Source organism: Aquibium sp. A9E412 (assembly GCF_030398335.1).
Taxonomy (GTDB): domain Bacteria; phylum Pseudomonadota; class Alphaproteobacteria; order Rhizobiales; family Rhizobiaceae; genus A9E412.
This window is the reverse complement of record NZ_JAOAOP010000062.1, coordinates 1-20,327: the sequence shown is the minus strand read 5'-3', so window position 1 is coordinate 20,327 and position 20,327 is coordinate 1. Positions and strand designations below refer to the sequence as shown.

The window sequence follows — 20,327 nt, the reverse complement described above, 5'->3', positions numbered from 1 at the left end:
GAAGCGCAGACGTTCCTCCATCACCGAACACTCTCTCCACGGCATCAACACCTCCGGCCAAAAGCCAAAAGTGTTACCCATGTGTCCGGTACAAAACGTCACCTATGTCTCGGGTCGTTCAAATGACTTAGCCCCGGCCCACGCCGGGGCTTTTCGCGCCTCAACGCCACCTCAACATTTTCCCTGTGCGTGAGCTGGGCAGGCCGCTGGCCTACGGCGCCACACGTGGTATGAGGTGGTCGCCTCCGGCTCGACAGCCCTCGGCCGAGCATGCCGCAGCAGAAGGCAGGATTGATGGATTGGGACAAAAAGCTGCCGCTCCGGGATCCCCAGGAGGTCCCGGTCGAGCTGCTCGACTTCGACAGGCATAACCCGCGCTTCACCCCGGACAAGATGCCAGCGGATGAGAGCGACGAGGCGATCATCGAGTGGTTGGACAAGACTTCCGACCTAGGAGAGCTTGTCCAGTCGATGGCCTACAACGGCTACATCAGCATCGAGCCGATGATCGTGTACGCTAGAGGAGAGCGGCTGATCGTCCTCGAGGGCAATAGACGACTTGCAGCCCTGAAGGTTCTTCGGAACCCGGAGCTGGCTGCGACATGCCGGATCTCGACGCCTCCGGTCAAAGATGAAGTCCGGCCCAGCTTCGACAACATCCTCGTCTTTCGGGTGGCGGACAAGGATGGCGCGAAGGACCTTATCGGCTTCAAGCACATTAACGGACCTCGGGCCTGGGACGCCTACGCGAAGGCCCTCTACGCCATGCACTGGCTCGATTCCGAGCGAGAGAAGCCAAACGGCATCCATCTGTATGAGATCGCCCAGCGCATGGGGGATAAGCACGACACGCTCCGCCGGATGGTGACGGCCGCGTACGTGATCCGCCAGGCGGAGGAAGAAGGCGTCTATGATCTCGACGACCGCACCAAGCGGCACTTCAGCTTTTCACACCTCTACACGGCGCTCTCGTATCCCGAATTCACTTCCTTCCTCGGCATGCAGAGAGCTTCGCGTAGCGAGGATCCTGATCCCCGCCCGATCCCAGACGGGAAGCTGGATGAACTGAAGCAGCTGCTCTTTTGGCTTTACGGATCGCGGAAACAGGACGTTGAGCCTGTGATCGCCAGCCAGGCAAAGGACCTGAACCGGCTGAAACAGGTCCTCAGCGCGCCGGCTGCAGTGCGTGAACTGACCGAGCGTGGCGACCTCGACGCCGCAGTGGTGACGGCGACCCCCGTGTCCAACCTCTTTGCCCGGAATCTGGTGGACGCATCCGCCTCTCTGAAGATCGCCCTCGAGAACGTCACCGGGTATGATCCGGAGGAACAGCCGGACCTCTTCCAATTCGCCGATCTCTGCCTCAAACGATCCGACACGATACTTGGCGCCATGGAGCGCCAGCAGGGCAAGTCGAAGAAGAGCTAGCAATGACAGTGGGGCTTCTGGACACCCCGGCTATAAACGCGGGGGCTGACATCCTCGTCGACTGGCTCGAGCTCGCCGCCTTCTTCGACGAATATCGCAGAGCGCGCATGGACGACCTTGCGGGCAGCGACAGAACTCAGCAGGAGGCGCCTCCCGACAATTTCGAGGACGAAGACCTCGAGGATGACCGCCTTCGCGTGGACATCGAGAACGAGGTTCGCCTCCGGCAGGCGGCACTTCAGGACGCGTATCCGTTCGAGCTGGACGACACCGGCGAAGAGCTGACATTGGCTCGACCGCTCGATGACCCATCGACAGCGTTCTATTTGCTGTGCCTGATCGCCTCCCACATCACGAAGTCTCCGATCCTGCTTGCCCCGCCGGACGCGGCACTCGTTACCCGAATGCGCAATCGCGTTTTTCAGGTGCTTGGAACGCTTGCGGTAGCCGGCCTCGTTCATGGACCTGCCGTCAGCGTCGGCTATCCCAGGGAGACGAAGGAAACCATCCTTGAGGTGCTAAGTCGAGCGGAGCGCTGGGGGAGCGGTCTCATCCCGCGGGACAAGCCAGGCCGCCACGCGGCGCCGAAGGCAAAGGATGGCGGGATCGATGTGATCGGCTGGCCGCGGAGAGATCGTCCGCCGCCGCCATGGGTGATGTTCGGGCAGCTGGCGTCCGGCCTGAACTGGGTCGATAAGCCGGCGGACCTCGAATTCACCACCTTCATGGACGACTTTTTCGATCAGCAAGGGTGCCAGCCAACCTTCACGACCCTCATCCCGTACAGGGTCATCGATCAGCTTCTCTTCGTGAGAGAGAGCAAGAGGCACAAATCGCTATGCGACCGCACGCAGGCCCCCCTTCATGCTCTACGCGGACTCGGCCTGCCAGCTGAGGGCATTGAGCTGGACGAGGTTGGGAATGTCGGACAGATCGTCGACTGGATCCAGGATTACCGGCAAGCGGCGCTTCAGTCGCGGGTGGCCTGAACCAGAACTTCCCGCTCCTTGCGAGCGCTCCGGAGGCTGTAGTTCACCTGAATGGACCGAAGCGTAAAGTCCGCGTAGAGCCGATGGATCAGCGGGTGGTTGTCATAGGTCAGAATCCAGTGCGGATAGCCGCCGCTCTGCAGCATGTCGGCCAGCGCGCTGTGTTTGCTCTCGCTCATCGCATTCAGATAGAGCTTCGATCCTGCTTGAACGTAAGGCGGGTCGACGAAAAGCAGAGTACGCTCAAGCGGCATCCTGTCCTTCGCGCGAGCCATAAAGACCAGAGCATCCTCATTGGTCAGCCGGATGCGGTCACGGTTCTCGCCGATCCAAGCGATGCGCCGGCTCATGCTTTCCCGATAGAACCGCGCGTCGATCTTCCAGCGGCCTGTCTGCCGATATCCGCCAATCGGGCCGGAGCCAAGGATGATACCGGCCCTGCTGGTCCGATTGATGAAGTAGGTCGCGAAGCCCAGCTCGAATGAGTACTCGCCCGCTTCTGACGAGATCAAAAGGTCGCGGGAGGCATGCCACTCCTCGAGCGTCAAAGGCACGTTGGCCAAGCGCTCAAGGAATCGATCCGTCTCCTGCACAATAGCGCGCCAAGCAGAATGAACGCGGATATCTGCGTCGTTCAAATGGATCGTCGCGACGGCTCCATCCTCGAGAAGATTGATCGCGGCGCCCGCTCCACCGCAGAACGGCTCAGCATAGTGACGGTCACCGGCGGTCAGCGTCTCGAGCTGACTAGCCAGATATCCGGTCAGGAAGCCTTTGCCGCCCGGATATCGGAACGGTGACGCCGACTCCTGCACATGGCGCTTCGGATACGCGGAGAGGTCTAGCAGGTCGTCGCCGGTCAATGCTCCCTGCCTCGGCTGCTCGAGAGACGTTTTCATGGCTTATAGGCTCCTATGGTCTGAAAATGCACGCGATTTCTGGGGCGAACCCCAATCTGTGGCGTAGAGCGGCGGCCGAAGCGTTATTGGTTGGACCTCAGCTCTGCGGCGACTCGCTTGAGAGCGGCGACGTCTGGAGCGTAGTTCGCCGCCCACTTGCCATCCTTGCGCCCGCGCAGGTCTCGGTAGAGCTCGAGCCACCGCGGCAGATCCTGAACCGGGAAGGACCCGGACCAACCACCGCGGCGCATGTGGACGCGCCGCCGATCGTGCGAGAGCCAAGCCTCGGACACCGGCTAGAGCGCCAGCCCGATGCCGACGCCGATGGCGAGCCCGAGCCAGAACAGCCCCGCACCCACCAAACACAAAATGACGCCGGCGCCCTCTGGAAGGCGACCGGCGTCATCATCGAAGAACTCGTCATGTTGGTCCGCCACAGCCCTGCTCCGCGTTGATTGCGGAGCCCAGACGAGCCGAGGCGTTCGGGTGGCACGAAGGCGCGGGGTCGCCTGCAAGCGCTGCTAGTTCATGAGCGCATCGGGAAGCCACAGGGCGATTTCCGGGATGGCGAGGATCGCGCACAACGCTGCGACCTGCATCAGCACGAACGGGATTATGCCGCGGTACACGTCGATCATGCGCAGATCGGGTGGCGCTGCGCCTTTCATGTAGAAAAGGGCGAAGCCGAAGGGCGGCGTGAGGAAGGATGTCTGGAGGTTGATCGCGACGAGGGTCGCGAACCAGTAGATGCGGTCGGCGCCCTGGACGTGATCGCCGAAGTCGAGCGTCGCAACGAGCGGGGCGAAGATCGGCAGGACGATCAGGGTGATCTCGATCCAGTCGAAGAAGAAGCCGAGCACGAACACCAGGAGCAGGATCGACAGCAGGACGACCCAGGCACCGGCCTCCCGTCCGCCGACGAGGTCCGACACGACCTGGTCGCCGCCGAGCAGGCGGAAGACGTAGGAAAACGCGGTGGCGCCGACAAAGATGAAGAAGATCATGCCGGTGGTGGCGATCGACGAGCGCGTGACGCTGTCGGCCAGCCGCAGGGTGAGGCGCCGGCGCGCGGCGACGAGGAGCATGGCACCGGCCGCGCCGACCCCGCTGGCTTCGGTCGGGGTTGCCCATCCGGCCAGGATGGAGCCCAGCACCAGAACCATGAGGAAGAGGGGGGCGAGCAGGCTGCGCAGGAGCCCGTGCTGCGGTGCGGACGATGCGGCGGCCGGCCCGGGCTTCGTTGCCCGGGGCACGTCCGCGCCCAGCGCGCGGCCGCCCGGGAGTGCGGCGAGCCGCGGCTGAAGCGCGCCGCGCAGCACGATATAGGTCAGGTAGATGGCCGACAGCATCATGCCGGGCAGCAGCGCTGCGACGAAAAGACGTCCGACGGAGATCGACAGCAGATCGCCCATCACGACCAGCATGATGGACGGGGGAATCAGAATGCCGAGCGTGCCGGCGGCGGCGACGATGCCGGAGGAGAAGGCCGGATCGTAGCCCTGCCGCAGCATGGTCGGCAGGGCGAGCAGCGTCAGCATGACGACCGAGGCGCCGATGATGCCGGTGGAGGCGGCGAGCAGTATGCCGATGAGCATCACCGCCAGACCCAGGCCCGCCGGCACGCGGCGCATCGCCGTCGACAGGCTCTCGAGCAGGTCCTCGGCCATGCCGCTGCGTTCCAGGAAGGTGCCCATCAGGATGAACATCGGCACGGCGACGAGGACCGGGTTCTCCACGACGCCGCCGAAGATGCGGTTGGACAGCAGTCCGATCTGGGCGAGCCGCATCTCGTCGAGCGCGATTGCGAGCCCGGCGAAGCCGAGCGCCGTGCCGCCGAGGACGAAGCCGACCGGCAGGCCCGTGAACAGCAGCACGACCAGCGTCGCGAACATCAGAAGGGGCAGGAGTTCGACGAACGTCACGTGCGAGCCTCCGTCACGGGGTTGGACGTCTCTTCGGCCGGGAAGACGCTCTGCATGGCGCCGCCCGAGCGCAGGCGGGCGAGGCATCGCAGCAGCACGGCGCTGCCGGCGAGAAGCATCAGCACGGCGCCGAGCGGCACGAACGATTTGATGATCCAGCGCATCGGCAGGCCGACGCCGCCGGTCGACCCCTCGCCGCGGACGAACGCGCGCGCGGCGAAGTCGTAGCCGTACCAGGCCAGGAGCAGCATGTAGGGAAGGAGGAAGAGAGCGACCCCGACGATCTCGAGGCGCAGCCGCGCCCGCTCGCTCATCAGGCCGCGGATCAGGTCGATGCGCACGTGCGCGTCGCGCAGATAGCAGAAGCCGAAGGCGAGCAGCAGCGCGGCCCCGTGCAGGTGCCATTCGAGCTCCTGCAGGACGGAGGAACCGGTGTTGAAGAACTTCCTCCCGACGACGTCGTAGACGATGACGGCGGCGAGCAGCGGCAGCAGCCAGCCGCCGATGCGGCCGGCGAGCTCGGCGTTGCCTTGACGCGTTTGCGCACGGCGAACCGGATTCCACTTCGCCTGGAAACGCTCGAGCGCGGGGCGAGCCGCCAGCCGTGCGGCCGCGGCGCGCGCGGTCGTGCGATGGTCCGGGCGGGCGACGGGCGCAGCCGGCCGCGCCCCGGCCGTCCTGGTGCGGCCGCGCGCGTCGGATCGGCCGCGAAGGACAGCGTCGCGGCCGGCCCAGGCCGCAGCACCGGCGCGCCGCGCGCCGCCACACCGGTGCGCAGGAAAAGCCGCGCGCGTCGGCCCGCCGGCCGCCACCGCGCCGGTGCGCGAAGGGAGCGGGCGCCCGGCCGCACGCGGCTGCGATCGGCGGGCCGGACCGGCCGCCGCGTGCCGCCGAGAGATCGCCGGCGCATCCGCCGGAGAGGCCGCCGCCGCGTCCCCCTGACAGTCCGCTGCCGCGTTCCCGGGAGAGGCCGCCGCGCCGGATGGGCTCGCCGCGCGCGGTTCGCGCCGCGAAACGGCCATGGCCGGGAAGGCAAGGACGGTGCCGCCGCCGGCGATTGCTCGCACCCCGCCGCCCGGAAGCCCGGCGGCCGCAGGAAGAAGACAGGTCGTCAGGTCCATCGTCGGGATGCCGGATCGCGTTTCCCTCGCCACGATCCTGGCATCACGGGCGCCGCCGGTCTGGAACGTTTGTGACGCGCGGCCGGCCTGTTCGATCGGCCGATCAACGGCGAGCGGTTCTCCGCCTATGCCGAGCAGGCGCTCGTTCCCTCGCTCAGGCCCGGTGACGGCGACACCCTGAACAATCTGGGCGAGCGGAAGGGCAGGGCGACCAGCGGTGCGGTGATGGCGCCGCGCGGCGGCACGCTGGACGCTGCGGCCCCGGCGTCCTCAGTTGACATTCCCCGGCACCTGACCTTCAATGAAAAAATGAACTGTAAATTCATTAGATGAATTCAATGGAAGATGGCAAGCGCTATTCTGTCCGTGCGGTGGAGCGGGCGCTGGAGGTCGTGCGTTCCATCGCGATGCACCCGTCCGCGCCGACGGTGGACGAGATCGTGGCGTCGGTCGGATTGCCGAAGACGACCGTCTTCCGTGTGCTGGCGACGCTGACGGCCGAACGCTTTCTCGAGCGCGACGATCGACTGCAAACATACCATTTCGGGGAACTCGCCGCCCTCGTCGGCGCACGCGCGCTGGGCGATATGGATGTAAAGCGTGTTGCGCATCCGTTTCTCGACGCGCTCATGCGTGAGACGGGAGAAACCGTCCATCTGGCGATCTTGAGCGAGGGTGCGGCGCTCTGCGTCGACAAGATCGATGCGCTGCGATCCGTTCGGATGCTTTCCTTCGTCGGATTCCGCGATCCGCTTCATTGCAGCGGCGTGGGCAAGGCGCTTCTTGCCTTCCAGCCGGAGCCGGAGCGGAAGCGCTTGCTCGAGAGTATTCCCCTCGCGCGTCATACCGAAAGGACGATCTGTCACCGGGGAGCGCTGGAACGGCATCTCGAGGAGATACGTGACAGCGGCTATGCGCTGGACGCCGGCGAGGTGGAGGAGGGACTCGTCTGCGCGGCCGCGCCGGTCTTCGATCATCTCGGCACGGTGGCGGCTGCGATCTCCGTTTCCGGTCCTGCCAGCCGCATGAACGGTGCCGCCCTTGGCGCTGCCATCGAAACAGTGGTTGATCACGCGCGGCGCATATCGCGCTCGCTCGGTCATCGTCACGAGTGGAGCTCGACATGATTTTCGACATCCATACCCATGTGCCTCAATACCGCGACGCCGTCCCGGAGGACCGGCGCCGGATCAACCGGACCTGGCGTCCGGACGCTGCCCGGCCAGGCAATTTCAGCTGGGCGGAATACCGGGAATCGCAGGCGTGCGTGGACAAGTCCGTCGTGTTCGGCATCGCCTGGGAACCGGGCGAGCGCGTGGGGGGCAGCAACGGGGCGGGTGACCACGGCGACGTCGCCGACCGTGTCAACGACTTCACCGCAACGTTTGTTCAGGCTTATCCGGACGAGCTGATCGGGTTCATGGCGGTGCACCCATACGACCTCGGCGCGATGGACGAAATGGAGCGCAGCCGTGTCGAGCTCGGCCTCCGGGGGGTGAAGCTCGGCGCGAACTACCAGGCCTACGACCCGCTCGACCGCCGTGCGCTCGCCGTCTACCAGTATGCCGAGCGGCACGGGTTGCCGGTCTTGTTCCACACCGGAACGTCGGCGGTAAAGAGCGCGCCGATCCCCGCCGCGCATCCGCTAACGGTGGATGAGATCGCAAGCCGCTATCCGGACTTGAAGATCATCATGGCCCACATGGGCCATCCGTGGACGGTGGACGCCGTGGTGGTGGTTCGCAAGCACTCCAATGTCTATACCGACATCTCCGGTCTCTTCTACCGGCCCTACACCCACTACGACGCGCTGATAAAGGCGACGGAGTGGAACGTTCTGGACAAGATCCTCTTCGGATCGGACTATCCCATCGCCACGCCCGCCGAAACGATCGCCGGCCTTCGAAGCGTCAACGACATCGTGGAAGGCACACGCATGCCGCGCGTGCCCCTCGAAAAGATCGAGGAGATCATCCACCGCGACAGCCTGGCGCTGCTCGGGCTCGACTGAGCCGAATGTGAGGTCACAGGCGGCCCCGGTGGGAAGCGGGGCTGCAGACTTTTCCGGACGCGTAAGCAGACCCCGCAGCCATGGACCATCGCAGCCAGGTGCATTCACATGGCATGGCTTGGATGCAGCAGCAGCCGGGCCATGATGTCGCCCGGCGGCCGCTGCGCAGTTTCTTGCGGCATTCCGGTTCAGGCGTCGGCGACGAAGCGCTGTGTCTGAATGCCAAGCCCGTCGATCTGCAGTTCGACGACGTCGCCATTCTTCAGGTATGCTGGCGGCTTCATGCCCATGCCGACGCCGGGCGGTGTTCCGGTGGAGATGATGTCGCCCGGGTGTAGCGACATGAACCGAGAGAGATAGGAGACGAGTTCGGCAACGCCGTAGACCATGGTGCGGGTCGAGCCGTTCTGGACGAGCTGACCATTCACCTTGAGCCGCATGGCAAGGTCCTGCGGGTCCGCGATCTCCTCCTTCGTCACGAGCCAGGGACCAATCGGACCGAAGGTGTCGCACGACTTGCCCTTGGTCCACTGGCCGGCCCGATGCAACTGGAAGCCGCGCTCCGACACGTCGTGGGATATGCAATAGCCGGCGACATGCTCCAACGCATCCGCCTCGTTCACATGCTTGGCGGTCTTGCCGATGACGACGCCGAGCTCGATCTCCCAATCGGTCATCGACGAACCACGCGGTATCAGCACGTCGTCGTTCGGGCCGCAGATCGCGGAGGTGGCCTTCATGAAGATCACGGGTTCGGGGGGCACGGCGGCACCGGTCTCGGCTGCATGATCCGAGTAGTTGAGCCCGATGCAGATGAACTTGCCGGTGCCGGCCACGCAGGGACCAAGACGCACCGGTTGCTCGACAAGCGGCAGCGATCGCTGATCGACGGCAGCGATGCGAGCAAGCGCGTCGGGCAACAGCGCGCTTCCCGCGAGGTCGGTGACCAGCCGCGAAAGACTGCGAATTCGACCTTCCGCATCGAGAAGGCCCGGCAACTCGTTGCCGGGCGGCCCATAGCGTAGCAGCTTCATGCCAAGAAACTCCGAAGAGGTCAGGGGCGACCCGTTCGCCCTGCACAGATCGTTCCGGACGACCGGACAGGCTCTCCCGGTCGGGTGCTTCCCGTGGTTGCGCGGTGCTCAGGCGAGCGTGGAAAGAACCTTCTCCGACAGTTCGATCGTTTGATCGATGTCCTTGTCGGTGTGCGCGAGCGAGATGCTGCCCTGTTTCGTGACCACGGGGAACTGGAAGATTCCTTCCTCGATCAGGGCCTTGCGCCAGGCAAGGTCGCGCTCCATGTCGTGGTTCAGCGCGATGTCGCGCCAGCTTATCGGGGCGTGGTCCATGAAATAGACGGTGAACGCCGAGCCCTGACGAACAACGGTGGTGGCGTAGTTGCGCGAAGCGAATACCTGCTTCAGCCCGGCTTCCAGTCGCGCGCCCAAGCGCTCGAGTTCGCCGTAGACTTCCTTCTCCCGTGTTCTCAGCCGAGAAAGGCTGGCCTTCGCCGCTGCCACGTTGACCGGGTGCCCGTTGTAGGTGCCCGCCACCGCGACCCGCTTCGCGGGGTCGGGATGGCTGCACAGGCTCATGATCTCCTTCTTTCCGCCCACGACGCCCATCGGGTAGCCGTTGGCGACGGCCTTGCCGAAGGTGCAGAGATCCGGCGTGACGCCCGAAATCGACTGGTATCCACCCAAGGCATGCCGGAAGCCGGTCTTGACTTCATCGAAGATGAGAACCGTGCCGTACTTGTCGCAGAGCGCTCGCAGCCCCTCCAGATAGCCCGGCAGCGGCTTCACGATGCCGATGTTCTGCAGGATTGGCTCCAGGATGATGGCTGCTACATCGCCCTTGGCAAGCACACGCTCCGCGGCTTCCAGGTCGTTGTATTCGATAGCCCGGGTCACTTCGTCGATCACCTTCGGGACACCGGCTGTCGTCACCCTGAGAGGGTACTCTTCGCCCGGCTCGTGCGGCTCCACGAAGGAGGCGGGGTCCATCAGGTTGTAGCTGACGTAGTCGAGGCAGCCGTTATATCCACCCTCCATGACCACGACCACGTCGCGGCCGGTATGGGCACGGGCGAGCCGCAGCGCGTATCCGACCGCTTCCGAGCCCGTGCTGGTGAGCTGCAGTTGCTCAATGCCGGGAACGGAATCGACCAGCAGTTCGGCGATCTCAGCCTCCCACGGCATGGTGCCGGCGCCGATCAACGAAGCGCCCGAGCGGATCATCTCGATCACGGCGTCGTCGATTTCCGGATCACCATGGCCAAACAGATAGGGCGCGAAGCCTGCATGGTAGTCGATGTATTGCTTGCCGTCGGCGTCGTAGAGGTAGGCGCCCCTGGCCCGCACGAAGAGCCGAGCCGGGTCGATTGCCCGGTTGAGCGACATCGTGCCGCCGGCGATGAACTGACGCTGGCGTTCGACCGTGCTGTATAGGTTTTCCGACATTCTCTCGTCTTTCAGATGATGGCCGCGCCATGCTCGCAGCGTGAAAGGGGAGCAGAGCAGTTTGGCCCGGAAGTCGCCAAAATGTGGCAGATTTAACGTTAAGTCAACCGTGAAAACCGGTCTTTTCGACGTCAACGCCTTCCGGCGCTAGGCAACCGGGGTGAGCAGCGCGTTGCCGGCGAAGTGGGCGTCGAGGTTCGCCACGAGCAACGCTCCCATCGCTTCCCGCGTCTCGTGGGTTGCCGTGCCCTGGTGCGGTGACAGCACGACGTTCTGCATCGTCAGCAGCGACTGGGGCACTGCCGGCTCGTCCTCGAACACGTCGAGGGCGGCACCCCCCAGGCTGCCGGTTTCAAGGAGTTCGACCAGCGCGTCCTGATCGACCACCGAACCACGCGCCACGTTGACGAAGGCGCCCTGTGGGCCCAGCGCCTCGAGCACATCACGGTTGACCAGCTTCTGCGTGCCCGCACCGCCGGGCGTCACGGCAACGAGCCAATCCACGGCGCGTGCCATCTCGACCAGGTCCGCATAGTAGGCATAGGGCTGGCGCGGCTTCCTGTTCCGCCCGTGATAGACGACGCGCATCTTCATCGCCTGGGCGCGACTGGCGATCTCGCTTCCGATCCGGCCGAGCCCGACAATCCCGAGCGTGTAGCCGCGCAATTCGCGATAGAGCGGCAGGTTGCCGGAAGGCCAGCGGCCCTCGCGCACATAGCGGTCAGCTTGCGGAATGCGCCGGGCAAGGGCGATCATGAGGCCGATGGCGAGCTCGGCCACCACATCGTTGAGCACGTCGGGCGTGTTGGTGACGCGGATGCCGCGCGACGTTGCGTGCGGAATGTCGATAGAATCCGTCCCGACACCGAAGTTCGCGACGATCTCCAGTTTCGGAAGCCGGGCCAGCACGGCACGCGGCACGCCGGTCCCGGCAATAGCCCGTATCCGGGCGCCCACCTCCTCGATCAGCCCGTCCCGGTCTGCGGCGCGATGAAGCCGATGCACCGTGAAGCGCTCCGCAAGAGCCTTTTCGCAACCCTCGGGCATGGCGTGTGTCTGGAGGATATGGATGTCCGTCATCGTTCGTCTCCGGTTGATCGGCGGCGCGCAGGGGCGTCACGGCCAGAAGGTGCTGCCTTCGATGAAGGCGTATTTCTCGAGAAGTTCATCCGTAAGCGAGACACCCAGGCCGGGCGCTGTCGGCGCAGCGATCCGGCCGTCCACGATGCGGAACGGCGTATCGGCCAGTTCCTCCACGAGCGGAAGGCCGTGGGTCGGGAACTCGAGGTAGCTGGTGCGCGGGTCGGCGAACGCAAGCGCATAGTTGGCGGCCAGGCAGGGCGCCATGCCCCAGGAATGGTAGATCACCCGGACGTCATTGACGCGGGCCAGCGCAGCAACCGTCAGACACTCGGCGATCCCGCCGGAATGGGTTGGGTCGGGTTGGACGTAGTCAAGCGCGCCGGCCTCGAAGTAGGGCAGGAAATCGTGCACGCCCACCGCCGTTTCGCCCGCCGCGATCGGAACGGACGTATTGCGGCGGACGAAGGCGCAGCCCTCGTGGTCGCGATTTCCCACAGGGTCTTCGAACCAGGAGATATCGTACTTCTCGATGGCGCGAATGCATGCCAGCGCCTCCTTGGCAGAGAACGGGGCCGGGTTGTGTCCCATTACCGCGTCGACCATCAGTTCGACGTCACGCCCCAGAACCTCGCGGCACAAGCGGACCTTTTCCACATCCTCGGTGATCGAGCGGCCGACACGTATCTTCACCGCACGAAAGCCGCGCTCCAGATAGCCCTCCATCTCCGCGATGGTTTGCTCGCGCGAAGCGTCCATGCCGCCGCTCGCATAGACGGTGATGGCGTCATGCGCCTTGCCGCCGAGTAGATCGTGAAGCGGCACTCCCAGTGCCTGCGCCTTGATGTCCCAAAGCGCGACCTCGATAGAGCCGGCGACCATGAACGAGATGCCGGCGTTGCCCCAGGCGCGCGACTTCGCCCGCATCGTGTGGAGTAGGCGGGTGGTCTCCCTTGCGTCCTCGCCAAGCAGCAGCGGCGCGAAGTTGTCCACCAAAGCACGGGTTGCCAGCGGTGCACTCAGTCCTGGATAGTAGGCTTCTCCGAAGCCCCGCAGACCGCTTTCGGTCGCAACCTCGACAAGCGCCGTGTTCCAGTAGCGCAGGTTGCCGCCCGCCCAGCTCAGTGCGGAGCGGCCGGTATCCTGTGTGAGTAGGTGGCAATGAACTCGGGTTATGGTGGTTTCAGTCACAAGTTTGCTCCATGCGGTATGGCGGCCTCGTGGCCGGTGCACGCAACCAGCAAAGTGATGGGAACAGGGGGTGAGTGAGGTGGCGAAGCCACAGCGGCCGGCGGTTGCGCGTTCGGTGACCATCAAGGACGTGGCGCGCGAAGCCGGCGTGTCGGCGATGTCGGTGTCGAATGTGCTGAACGGCCGGGGCCGCGTGTCGGAGGCGACTGCGAACCGCATCATGCAGGTGGTCGAGCGGTTGGGCTACCGTCCCTCCGTCGCGGCGCGGCGTCTCCGACTGTCGCAGCAATGGACGATCGGCATGCTGATCGTCGTCGAAGATCCGGATTTTCTCAGCGACCCTTTCATCACCGCGCAGGTCACCGGGCTGACCAATTATCTCACCGCCAGCTCGTACAGCCTGATACTGCGGGGCATGAAGCCCTCCGATTTCCGCACGACCGGCCTCTTCCAGGACATCGAGGCGGACGGCATGGTCGCCATACTCTCCGGCGATAGCGTGCAACGGAGCTGGTTCGTCAGCGAGCTTGCCACGCTTCAGGTTCCGATCGTGCTTATGCAGGAACAGACGGTCCCGCAGGGAATCGATTGCGCGATCGTTCGCCAGGACGATTTCGACGGTGGCCGCCAGGTTGCATCCCATCTGCTGGCTACCGGCGCACGTCGGTTCTGGATGCTGCTGCCGCAGGTCGAATGGGCGGCGATGACAGCCCGCAAGAAGGGGATTGCCTCCCGGATCGAGGCTGTCGACGGCACCTCGCTCGACGTCATCGCCTGCGGCGATGAGAGCTATTGCGTGACCCGCGGCAACACGCTCGCCGCGCTCGCCAGCCGCAAAGCGCCCGATGCCATCATCGGCGGCAATGACCAGATGGCGATTGCCGCGATGAAGGCGTGTAGCGACCACGGCCTGCGCATTCCCGCCGACATCCAGGTGACCGGCTTCAATGCCTTCGATACGTGGCGCTATGTCGAGCCGGTTCTGACCACCGTCCGCTCGGCCGCGCATGCGATCGGCGAAAGGGCGGGATCCGAGCTGATCCATCGGCTGCAGAGCGGAACCTTCAGGGAAACGGAGATCGTGCTGCCGGTGCAATTTCAGCCGGGTAGCTCCACGCGCTCCTCCTCCTGAAGTCACCGATCGTCCCCTGCCGCAACGCTGCCGTTTGACAAGCTATAAGATTGATGTATCGTTAAATCAACAGGCCGACAAGCTGGCCATGCCTGCAGGTCGGCAGGAGCTGTCGGGCGCTTCAGCGCACCGAGCGATACCCTGCCGCAGTGCCGCGCATGTGCTTCTGCGGTCACCGTTGTCGAACGGAGTCTCTGCGCATGATCGTCGATTGCCACGTCAACATCTTCAACGCCGATCAGTTCACGCCACCGGCGGTCGACCTCAGCGGTGATGCCAGGCCGGGCGGCGTCGCGATGAAGGCCGATGCCGATACGATCCACGACGCGATGAAGGACGTCGACAGAGCGATCATCTTCTCCCCGCGCTACAAGGATTCGGTCGGTATCGATGGAGACGACGAGGTTACCGCTGCCGCTGTCGCAAGGTATCCGGACAAGTTCGTCGGCTTCGCCTGTGTCGACCCGCGGCGTCCCGACTACATGGAGCTGCTGGAATACGCCACCGGCACGCTAAAGCTGAAGGGCGTCAAGTTCGGACCCATCTACAACAGCGTTCCGCTCGACGACCCCCGTCTCGATGCCGTCTATGCGCACTGTCAGAAGAACGATCTTCCGCTGACGATGCACATGGGCACGACGTTCGCGCGTGACACGCTGCTCGATGCGGGTCGTCCGCTGCACGTCGATGCCGTGGCGCAGCGCTATCCCGACCTGAAGATGATCATGGCCCATCTGGGCCATCCATGGGTTGACGAGTGCATCGTCGTGGCGCGCAAACGGCCGAACGTCTACGCCGAGGTCTCGGCCCTCTGCTATCGGCCCTGGCAGTTCTACCAGGCTTTGGTGTCGGCTGAAGAGTACCTCATCACCGATAAGAACAAGATTTTCTGGGGCACAGATTTCCCCTTTGCGCAGGTCGGCGAGTCCATCGACGGGCTGCGCAATATCAACCGCTTTGCGGAAGGAACCGCGCTTCCGCGCGTTTCGCAGGAGACAATTGACGCAATCCTGAACGCGAATCCTCTGGCGCACTGGTGGCACACGCCGCTGGTGAGCTGAGGCGATAGCCGTATCCGGCGCGACTCTGACAATGGGAGAATGTCGTATGAGAAAACTGCTTGCATTGACCACCGTGGCCGTCCTGGCCGTCGGTTCCGGCGTCTCGGCTGTTACCGCCCAGGAATGGCCGACCCGGCCGGTCACGCTGATCGTGGCTGCCGGCGCGGGCGGCGGGACCGATGCCACTGCCCGCTGGCTCGCCGCAGGCCTCGAAGAACGGTTCGGCCAGCCCTTCAACGTGGTCAATCGCGCCGAGGGCGGCGGTATCTCCGGCATCACGGAGATTTCCAAGGCAGATCCCGACGGCTACACGCTCGGCATCCTGTTCAACTATGCGCCCTTCAAGCTTCTCGGAATGGGCGATCTCACGAGCGATTCCTACACGCCGATCGCCCAGTACAACTTCGATTTCGCGGCTGTTCACGTCAAAGCCGACAGCGAATTCCAGTCCCTCGCGGAGGTTGTCGACCAGCTCCAGGAAGATCCCGCGTCGATCGCGATCGGCTGCGGTGCGGTCTGTCCGAGCAGTTGGAGCAGTGCCCTGTCCAAAATCCTCATCGACAACGGCATCGACATCAAGACGCTCCGCTGGGTGCCGAGCGCTGGTGCCGCCGCCGGTCTGCAGGAACTGGTCGCGGGCGGTGTGGACATACTCACCGCATCGCTGCCGGAGGCGAACTCGATGATGGATGCGGGTGAAGTGCGGCCGCTTGCCGTTCTCGCGCCGGAGCGTCTCGACGCCTTCCCCGAGGTGCCGACTGCCGCCGAGCAGATTCCGGATGCTGCTCCCGGGGGCGTGTTCCGTGCTCTGGCCGGACCTCCCGGCCTGCCGCAAGACATCGTCGATCGTTTGGAAGCCGCTGTCGAGGAGATCTATAACAGCGAGTCCTTCCAGAACAACATGAAGAAGGCCGGTTTCGGTCTCCAGTACCGCGATGCCGAAGGCCTGCTCGACTGGATGAAGACGCACGAGAAGGACACCGAGACGGTGCTGCGTGCTGCTGGCGCGATCCAGTAGCGCAACCTGAAGCCGTGGAGAGGCGGCGGACGAAGGAGGGGGCATGAAGGTATCCGACGTCATCCTTGGACCGATTGTCGTCGCCATCGGCATCGTCACCCTCGTCGCTGCCTCCATGCAGCCCAAGCCGTTCTTCGGCTCCGGATATGGAGGGGGGTTCTTCCCCTCCATCATCGGCATCGGCCTGTTCGGTCTCGGGGCGATGCTGACGCTGGCCGGCTGGAGCAAGCGGAACGAGGCGCCGCTTCTTGTCTTCGGTGACTGGATCCGTTCCGGCAGGCACATCGCCAACGCTGCGGCGGTCATCGGCGCGCTGCTCTTCTACATCCTCACTTCCGACGCTTTGGGTTTCGTCATCAGCGGCTTCGTGTCGCTCTTCGTCGTCCTGGTGCAGTTTTCCCGCGCACCCCTGATTTCACTGGTCATCGCCATCGTCACGATACTGCTCGTCAAAACGGTGTTTCAGGACATCCTGCTCGTGCCGTTGCCGTGGGGAATTCTAGAGCCATACTCGGGAAGCCTCACATGGCGGTGATCTACGATGCGTTCGTGGCGCTCATGGTGCCGAATGTCCTGGTGGTCATCGTCCTCGCGTCGGTCTTCGGTCTGTTCGTGGGGGCGGTGCCCGGCCTGACAGCCACCATGGCGGTCGCGCTGCTTGTGCCGGTTACCTTCTTCATGGAGCCGCTTCCCGCAATCGCGGCGATCGTCAGCGCCAGTGCGATGGCCATCTTCGCAGGGGACATCCCGGCCACCCTTCTGCGAATCCCGGGGACGCCTTCGTCTGCAGCATACACCGATGCCGCCTACCGCATGACGAAGCAGGGCAAGGCGGAACTCGTCCTCGGCGCCTTCGTCGTGACGTCGGCGACCGGCGGCTTGATCGGCGCCATCTTCCTCATGTTCTTTGCGCCGGTGGTGGCGCGATTTGCGCTCAATATCAGCAGCTACGAGTATTTCTGGCTGGCCTGCCTCGGGCTCACCTCGGCTGCTTTCATTTCGCCCGGCAGCCCGGTCAAGGGCGCGATCTCGCTTCTGCTCGGCGTGCTGACGGCGATGGTAGGCGTCTTTCCGGTTACCGGCCAGCCGCGGTTCACCTTTGGCAGCACGACGCTTTATGGCGGCGTCGGGCTCGTTGCAGCGCTTATCGGCATGTTCGCCATTGCCGAGATCTTGCGCTTTGCGCTTTCGACCGAACCCGCCCCGAAGGCGGTCAAGACCAAGATCGGCAACATCTTCAAGGGGCTGGTGCCCGAGATCTGGCGGTTCCGCAGGCGTTTTGCTGACGGTATCGCAGTGGGCACCGGCACCGGCGTGCTGCCCGGTGCGGGCGCAGACATCGCCGCGTGGATCTCCTTTGCGATCGCGCGCCGGTTCACCCGCAACCGGGAGGAGTTCGACAAGGGCAGCCTGGAAGGGATCGTTGCGGCAGGAGGTGCCAACAATGCGAGCGTCTCCTCCGCCTACGTGCCGGCAACCGTGCTCGGAATTCCCGGCGACTCCATGACCGCCATCGTCATCGGCGTGCTGTTCATGAAAGGCCTGACGCCAGGCCCGGCGATCTTCCAGCACCAGCCGACCCTGATCTACGGGATCTTTCTGTCCTTCATCCTCGCCAATCTGCTGATGATCCCGCTCGGATACGCCGCGATCAAGCTTGCACGCTACATTCTCGACGTTCCCCGCCAGTACTTGATGCCCGTCATCATGATGTTCTGCGTGGTGGGCGCGTTCGCGATGGACAACACCCTGATCGGCGTCGTCACCATGCTGGTCTTCGGCATCATCGGCTGGTTCATGGAAGAGAACGGTTTTCCGATCGCGCCGGCTCTGCTCGGCATCATCCTCGGCCGGATGGTGGAAGAGACGTTCCTCACATCCATGATCAAGGCACAGGGCGATTTCCTGCAGTTCTTCACGCGACCCATAGCCGGAACCGTTGGCGCGATCACGATCCTGATCTGGCTGTCACCGCTTCTGATGATGGCTTGGCGCCGGCTCGGGCGCCGCAGGGAACTCGCGGCCCGAGGGGCAGGGCGCGAGGTATGACGTGCCAGCTGGCAAAGGGCTTCGTGCCCGCAAGGGGACAGGCTCGATGAGCGAGAAAGACGAAGCGCCGCAGATGCGTAGCGCCGAATGGTTTGCGCGCGAGGGCAAGCACGGCTTCGTCCCGCGAAGCTGGATGCGTAGCCAGGGCTTCGGGCCGGAGCTGTTCGACGGCCGGCCGGTCATTGGCATCTGCAACACCTGGTCCGAGCTCAATCCGTGCAACCGGCACCTGCGTGAGCTGGCCGAGTGCGTCAAGCGCGGCGTGCTGTTGTCCGGCGGCTATCCGCTCGAATTTCCGGTGATGAGCCTCGGCGAGCCGCTGATGCGGCCGACCACGATGATGTTCCGCAACCTTCTCAGCATGGATGTCGAAGAGACGCTTCGTGCCAACCCGATCGACGGCGTGGTGCTCCTGGCAGGTTGCGACAAGACCACGCCGGCGCTGCTGATGGGCGCTGCGAGCTGCGACATCCCCTCCGTTCTGGTCTCCGGAGGGCCGATGCTCAATGGTCGGTTCCGTGGCCGGGAACTGGGTTCGGGGACCGATATTTTCCACTTTGACGAAGAGTATCGAACCGGTCGGCTGAGCGGCGAGGAGTATGCGGAGGCCGAGGCCGCCATGAGCCGGTCGGCCGGCTCCTGCATGACGATGGGAACCGCGTCCACCATGGCGTCGCTGGCCGAGGCGATGGGGATCGCTCTGCCGATGAACGGCGCGATACCGGCTGCCGACAGCCGTCGGCGACGGATCGCGGAGGAAGCGGGAAAGCATGCGGTGGCGTTGGTGCGAAACGGGATGAGCATCTCGCGCGTGCTCACGCGGGCGGCGTTCGAGAACGCGATCGTCGTCAATGGTTCGATTGGCGGATCGACCAATGCCGTGGTGCATTTGCTGGCGCTGGCCGGGCGTGTGGGGGTGGAGCTGTCTCTTGACGATTGGGACCGGCTCGGAACCGACGTCCCCTGCCTTCTGGACCTGAAACCCTCGGGCCGGTTTCTGATGGAGGACTTCTTCTACGCCGGAGGGCTGCCGGCGTTGATGACGCGCATCAAGGATCTTCTGCACCTTTCCGCACCGACGATCGAGGGCGGCACCATCGGGGACCGGCTGGCGCATGCGGAGTGTTGGAACGATGAGGTGATAAGGCCACGTGACCAGCCGGTTGCGGAGCAGGGCGGCATCGTCGTGCTGCGTGGAAACCTCGCTCCTGACGGGGCGGTGCTGAAGCCTTCGGCCGCTTCAGCCGGGCTGATGACGCATCGTGGAAAGGCGCTCGTGTTCGAGAATGCCGAAGACTATCGTGCCCGTATCGACGACCCTGACCTTCAGGTCGATGCGGACACGGTGCTCGTGCTGAAAAGCGCCGGGCCGGTTGGCTATCCCGGCATGCCGGAAGTCGGAAATCTCGCACTGCCCGCGAAATTGCTGGCGCAGGGCGTTACCGACATGGTGCGGATTTCGGACGGGCGCATGAGCGGCACCGCCTACGGCACCGTGGTCCTTCATGTTTCGCCCGAATCGGCCGTGGGTGGTCCGCTGGCCCTGGCGAAGACAGGTGACGAGATCGTGCTCGACGTGCCTGGCCGGCGGTTGGAACTCGCCGTGCCCGACGCGGAGCTGGAACGTCGACGCGCGGTGTTGACCTCGTTTGAACCAAACGTCCAGCGCGGATATGGCCGGTTGTTCACGCAGTCGGTGCAGCAGGCGCATCGCGGCGTCGACTTCGATTTTCTGGTCGGCTGTACGCGCCTTCAGGCGAGCAAGGTGTCTTTCTAGAGCCGTTCTGATTTTCACGGGATCGCAGATCGGCTCCAACTTATTGTTTTGACGTGTTTCTGGGCGGCGAACCGGTTTCCACCTCGCCTGGAAAGGCTTGTCTTATGACTTTCCTTGCCGAACAGGCGAAGACAGGACCGCCGGGAGAGAGTGTCAGCCCGCTCCCGGCGGCGAGGGTCGGATCGGA

The 20,327-nt window shown here is 64.4% G+C and carries 19 protein-coding genes and 1 pseudogene; 12 read left to right on the top strand and 8 right to left on the bottom strand.

The genetic code is table 11. The features are described 5' to 3' along the window. From N1F89_RS17010 to N1F89_RS17000, 3 genes are all read left to right on the top strand, one after another. A partial coding sequence (locus N1F89_RS17010) for a hypothetical protein (RefSeq protein ID WP_290085520.1) occupies positions 1 to 193 on the top strand: 193 nt, incomplete at its 5' end. Positions 194 to 294: 101 nt separating this feature from the next. Further along, positions 295 to 1,428: a hypothetical protein gene (locus tag N1F89_RS17005; RefSeq protein WP_290085518.1), complete on the top strand. Its 1,134-nt coding sequence runs from the start codon at positions 295 to 297 to the stop codon at positions 1,426 to 1,428. Between the two features lie 2 nt (positions 1,429 to 1,430). Then, complete coding sequence (locus N1F89_RS17000; protein WP_290085517.1) at positions 1,431 to 2,417, top strand: hypothetical protein; 987 nt, start codon at positions 1,431 to 1,433, stop codon at positions 2,415 to 2,417. Here N1F89_RS17000 and N1F89_RS16995 read toward each other — a convergent pair. From N1F89_RS16995 to N1F89_RS16980, 4 genes are all read right to left on the bottom strand, one after another. After that, entirely contained in the window at positions 2,399 to 3,316 is a 918-nt protein-coding gene (locus N1F89_RS16995; RefSeq protein WP_290085515.1) for a DNA adenine methylase, read from the bottom strand. The genes N1F89_RS17000 and N1F89_RS16995 overlap by 19 nt on opposite strands. Positions 3,317 to 3,612: 296 nt before the next feature. Next, complete coding sequence (locus tag N1F89_RS16990) at positions 3,613 to 3,753, bottom strand: hypothetical protein (RefSeq protein ID WP_290085514.1); 141 nt, start codon at positions 3,751 to 3,753, stop codon at positions 3,613 to 3,615. 84 nt (positions 3,754 to 3,837) lie between these two features. Further along, positions 3,838 to 5,208 carry a TRAP transporter large permease subunit gene (locus N1F89_RS16985; protein ID WP_290085512.1) on the bottom strand — a complete coding sequence of 457 codons (1,371 nt, stop codon included), beginning with the start codon at positions 5,206 to 5,208 and terminating at the stop codon, positions 3,838 to 3,840. A 26-nt stretch (positions 5,209 to 5,234) separates the two neighbouring features. Continuing rightward, complete coding sequence (locus N1F89_RS16980; protein ID WP_290085510.1) at positions 5,235 to 6,359, bottom strand: TRAP transporter small permease subunit; 1,125 nt, start codon at positions 6,357 to 6,359, stop codon at positions 5,235 to 5,237. Between the two features lie 87 nt (positions 6,360 to 6,446). Between N1F89_RS16980 and N1F89_RS16975 the strand changes: the two are divergent. From N1F89_RS16975 to N1F89_RS16965, 3 genes and pseudogenes are all read left to right on the top strand, one after another. Beyond that, positions 6,447 to 6,551: pseudogene (locus N1F89_RS16975) on the top strand (IS630 family transposase); the annotation flags it as partial. A gap of 146 nt (positions 6,552 to 6,697) precedes the next feature. After that, positions 6,698 to 7,486 carry an IclR family transcriptional regulator gene (locus N1F89_RS16970; RefSeq protein WP_290085508.1) on the top strand — a complete coding sequence of 263 codons (789 nt, stop codon included), beginning with the start codon at positions 6,698 to 6,700 and terminating at the stop codon, positions 7,484 to 7,486. Further along, positions 7,483 to 8,370, top strand: a complete 888-nt coding sequence (locus N1F89_RS16965) for an amidohydrolase family protein (RefSeq protein ID WP_290085507.1) — start codon at positions 7,483 to 7,485, stop codon at positions 8,368 to 8,370. The genes N1F89_RS16970 and N1F89_RS16965 overlap by 4 nt, the downstream gene beginning before the upstream one ends. Positions 8,371 to 8,558: 188 nt before the next feature. On the opposite strand, the gene N1F89_RS16960 is transcribed toward N1F89_RS16965, so the two are convergent. The 4 genes from N1F89_RS16960 to N1F89_RS16945 all read right to left on the bottom strand — a co-directional run bounded on the left by N1F89_RS16960 (position 8,559) and on the right by N1F89_RS16945 (position 13,103). Then, entirely contained in the window at positions 8,559 to 9,404 is an 846-nt protein-coding gene (locus N1F89_RS16960) for a fumarylacetoacetate hydrolase family protein (RefSeq protein WP_290085506.1), read from the bottom strand. Between the two features lie 108 nt (positions 9,405 to 9,512). Next, positions 9,513 to 10,832: an aspartate aminotransferase family protein gene (locus N1F89_RS16955; RefSeq protein ID WP_290085505.1), complete on the bottom strand. Its 1,320-nt coding sequence runs from the start codon at positions 10,830 to 10,832 to the stop codon at positions 9,513 to 9,515. A 147-nt stretch (positions 10,833 to 10,979) separates the two neighbouring features. After that, entirely contained in the window at positions 10,980 to 11,912 is a 933-nt protein-coding gene (locus N1F89_RS16950; RefSeq protein ID WP_290085504.1) for a 2-hydroxyacid dehydrogenase, read from the bottom strand. Between the two features lie 36 nt (positions 11,913 to 11,948). After that, entirely contained in the window at positions 11,949 to 13,103 is a 1,155-nt protein-coding gene (locus N1F89_RS16945; protein ID WP_290085503.1) for a mandelate racemase/muconate lactonizing enzyme family protein, read from the bottom strand. Positions 13,104 to 13,218: 115 nt separating this feature from the next. Here N1F89_RS16945 and N1F89_RS16940 point away from each other — a divergent pair, with 115 nt between their 5' ends. The 6 genes from N1F89_RS16940 (at position 13,219) to N1F89_RS16915 (ending at position 20,140) form a co-directional block, all read left to right on the top strand. Then, positions 13,219 to 14,235 (top strand): LacI family DNA-binding transcriptional regulator, encoded by a 1,017-nt coding sequence (locus N1F89_RS16940; protein WP_290085502.1) that lies wholly within the window; start codon positions 13,219 to 13,221, stop codon positions 14,233 to 14,235. Positions 14,236 to 14,435: 200 nt separating this feature from the next. Continuing rightward, a complete protein-coding gene (locus N1F89_RS16935; protein ID WP_290085501.1) occupies positions 14,436 to 15,296 on the top strand; it encodes an amidohydrolase family protein in 861 nt (286 codons plus the stop codon). 46 nt (positions 15,297 to 15,342) lie between these two features. Further along, complete coding sequence (locus tag N1F89_RS16930; protein WP_290085500.1) at positions 15,343 to 16,314, top strand: tripartite tricarboxylate transporter substrate binding protein; 972 nt, start codon at positions 15,343 to 15,345, stop codon at positions 16,312 to 16,314. A 43-nt stretch (positions 16,315 to 16,357) separates the two neighbouring features. Beyond that, positions 16,358 to 16,849, top strand: coding sequence for a tripartite tricarboxylate transporter TctB family protein (locus N1F89_RS16925; RefSeq protein ID WP_290085499.1), 492 nt, complete (start codon positions 16,358 to 16,360; stop codon positions 16,847 to 16,849). Next, positions 16,840 to 18,363 carry a tripartite tricarboxylate transporter permease gene (locus N1F89_RS16920; protein WP_290085498.1) on the top strand — a complete coding sequence of 508 codons (1,524 nt, stop codon included), beginning with the start codon at positions 16,840 to 16,842 and terminating at the stop codon, positions 18,361 to 18,363. The genes N1F89_RS16925 and N1F89_RS16920 overlap by 10 nt, the downstream gene beginning before the upstream one ends. Positions 18,364 to 18,409: 46 nt before the next feature. After that, positions 18,410 to 20,140 carry an IlvD/Edd family dehydratase gene (locus N1F89_RS16915; protein WP_290085497.1) on the top strand — a complete coding sequence of 577 codons (1,731 nt, stop codon included), beginning with the start codon at positions 18,410 to 18,412 and terminating at the stop codon, positions 20,138 to 20,140. Positions 20,141 to 20,327: the final 187 nt, after the last annotated feature.